The organism is Paraclostridium benzoelyticum, assembly GCF_001006285.1.
Classification (GTDB): domain Bacteria; phylum Bacillota; class Clostridia; order Peptostreptococcales; family Peptostreptococcaceae; genus Paraclostridium; species Paraclostridium benzoelyticum.
Genome location: NZ_LBBT01000109.1, coordinates 1 through 3,117 on the forward strand (window position 1 = coordinate 1; position 3,117 = coordinate 3,117).

Annotated in this window: 3 protein-coding genes; 1 reads left to right on the plus strand and 2 read right to left on the minus strand. The window is 26.5% G+C overall.

The genetic code is table 11. The features are described from left to right. Window positions 1–145 precede the first annotated feature (145 nt). Window positions 146–1,282, minus strand: coding sequence for a replication initiation protein (locus VN21_RS04760; protein ID WP_046822291.1), 1,137 nt, complete (start codon window positions 1,280–1,282; stop codon window positions 146–148). A gap of 440 nt (window positions 1,283–1,722) precedes the next feature. Between VN21_RS04760 and VN21_RS04765 the strand changes: the two genes are divergently transcribed. Next, window positions 1,723–2,037: a DUF3784 domain-containing protein gene (locus VN21_RS04765; protein ID WP_046822292.1), complete on the plus strand. Its 315-nt coding sequence runs from the start codon at window positions 1,723–1,725 to the stop codon at window positions 2,035–2,037. A gap of 138 nt (window positions 2,038–2,175) precedes the next feature. On the opposite strand, the gene VN21_RS04770 is transcribed toward VN21_RS04765, so the two are convergent. Then, window positions 2,176–2,646 (minus strand): GNAT family N-acetyltransferase, encoded by a 471-nt coding sequence (locus VN21_RS04770; protein ID WP_046822293.1) that lies wholly within the window; start codon window positions 2,644–2,646, stop codon window positions 2,176–2,178. Window positions 2,647–3,117: the final 471 nt, after the last annotated feature.

The following is a 3,117-nucleotide window of genomic DNA, read 5'->3' on the forward strand; positions in this document are numbered from 1 at the left end:
TAATTTGTCGCTTTTAAAATTCAACTCATATATGTCGTAAAGATACACTCATAAATTTGGGGCATTAAACAAAAAAGACAGATTTCTCTGCCTTTTCATATTTATATAATCATTTAACTACAATTGTCTATTAGATTTAATTCCTCTACCAAAATGTGTCCATTTCTTTTTTATGATCTAGATCCTCTTTTTCTTCTAACTTATATTCAACAATCTTATTATCCAAAGTTCCTTTGAAAAACTTGTATGAAGTTGCTTTAATAGTCTCAACATCATCCCTATCAAGAGTTATCATAACTGCATCATCGAAAGCTCTTTCCATATATTCATTCTTAAAATCAATATCTTTAAAATCTTTCTTAAAACCTCTTAAAGTCCCCTTAGTAAATATAGTTTCATCAGGAACAAAGTGCTCAAGTTTTTTAGTTTTTTCTTTTAAAAGACTATCTTCTGTAGTGACACACTCATCATCACTAGAAGTAAGAGCAACGTCTTCAAGTACGATATTAGGAATTTCTTTTATAATTTCATCTTTATTGAAATATTTTCTCTTGTCCAAATCTTTAACGTAGAAATCAATAGATTCAACTTTTCTCCCTACTTTGTTTTCTTTTATCTCTATTTCAAAATATCCAGTTTCATTAAGTTCCTTTATTGCTGGAAGTATAACCCTTCTCTTAAAATCTCCATATAAATTATATTTCTCATCTATTTGAAGAAGGTCTTTTAACTCCGATACTTCATAGTTTATAACTTGTTTAGTTCCACTCCAAACCCTTAGCAAATCATATAATCTTTGAGCATAGTAATTATTCATTCCAAGTTTAACAATTAAATTAATCGGTGTGTGGCCTTCCCTTTTGTCATAATAATTTTGGATTAAAGTATATATTTCTTCTGTAGCCTTTACTATAAAAGTATCTCTATCTTCATCATAAGTTGAACCATTTATAAGCCCGAATCTATGCCATTTATATTTATCCTTATCTTTTATCTTTTCAGCAATTAAGATTTCCTTTAATCTAAGTGATTCCAATAAATCACTTACTCCTTTTATAGTTTTATCTTTCTCTTTGCCTATTAAATTTCTAAGTTCATTCCTATGAATTTCACAACTTAAAATACCATCTTTTTCCTTTTGAAATTTATATAATAAAAGTTCAAACACTCTATTTTGAACCAATGTTAAGTTGTACTTAGCTTTAACCAAAGAATTGTGCTTCATTAACACTTTTATATCTTCATCCGTTCCAAAATGACTCCTTAACTCTTCTTTATCCATTTTCCACCTCTTATATTTTGATTATATTATAAATAATACTATAATCACTTAACTATGACAATGATTTTAAAAATGTCATAGTTAGACTTCCTAAATGTCATAATTAACTTCCCATTTGTCATACTAAGTTTCCCAAATGTCATAGTTGAACTTCCTATTTGTCATATTAAACTTCCCAAATGTCATAGTTCGCTTCCCATTTGTCATATTTAGAGTCCTCAACTTAAGCAATTCCAATACTTACGTATATGTCTAAATACTATAAATACTATTAAATACTTTCTTAAATACTATTAAAGACTAGTAAAGGTCATTTTTCCTTTCTATTCTGTTCTATTTTTTTACATATAAACTACTTGCACTAAAAAATATTTAATATTGAAATAAATATCAAAACTATTTTTAAAATCGATTAATATAAATAATAAGGGGGGATAGATATGATAGAAGGAATTATATGTTTAACTATGTCAGTTATATTTTTCATTTACTCATTATTTGCATTTAAACAAAAGGGTCCATTATTAACAAGTATGTATTACATTTCAAATGCTGAAGATCGAGCCAAAATGAAAACCAAAAAAGAATATAATCTTGTTGCTAAGACATACTTATTGCTATCAATAACTCTTTTACTTTTAGCCGTTGGAGAAATATTTAAAATACAATGGACTTTTACAGCTGCAATTATAGTGATAATTTTTACTGTTATTTATACGTTTGTTGTTTCAGCAAAAAATACGATTAAAAAGTAGATATATACAAAATAATTAAAAATTACGTTTAAAAGGCGATTATTTTGTATAAGCTAACTAGATTATGTATTTTAGATAAAATGCCCTTAGAATCCAAATAAATGGATTTTAAGGGCATTTCTGCATAAGTATTCCATCTTATTTTTTTATATACTCCATAATGAAAAATTCACCTGTACCCAGATAAGTTTCTTGATGTTTTCTGTCAATCACTTTAAAACCTTGAGATTCATAGCATTTAATAGCCCTTTTATTCCAACTTCGAACCTCTAATACAATTGGTTTACTAGGATATCTTCTTTTACATTCATCTAAAGCCATACTAACTATTTGTTTGCCTATTCCAATCCCACAATATTCTGGTTTAATACCTATACCAAAGAATACAGATTCTCCCTCATCTAGTAAATTTACAAATCCAACAAGATTATTCTTACTATCTGCATATCCAATGAAATTTTCTCTTTTCTCTTTTTTACATAATGATATTTGTTTTTTAATAATCTCATCCCATGAAGGCAAATTGTATATACTATAATCCCCTTCGTATTTCCATGTAGTTATTTCTTTAGCTAATTCTTCAGTAAACTTAACTGGATTTAAATTCATAGAAATCCCCCTAATGTAATTTTCAATAAATTGTATACTACAAATTAGTAAAAATCCATATTGGATATGAATTTTAAAACTTAATAGCATCTCTCAAAAATGTAAGAAATGTTTAAGCTTAGTGTCAGGCTATTTTAAGATGAACCAGGTATAATGAGTTTATCAAATAAAACAGATCAAGAGGAGGAGTTACACATGACAATATTATTAGGAAGTTTAATCATAGCTCCATTTATATTAGCTGTAGGGGCTGCATTAGTAAGTAGTGAGCTAGAAGTTGCAAATCAACAATAAATTTTTTATTGAAAGAACTATAGAAACACATATTTAATTAGAGTTTTAAAATAATTAATTTTTATATAGATAAATATTTTGTTAACTAGCTATATAACAATATTTAAAGTTAAATTAGTATGTGAAAATCAATAAAATTCAATTTTAATAAATAGTTTGTTAACTATCTAATTAACA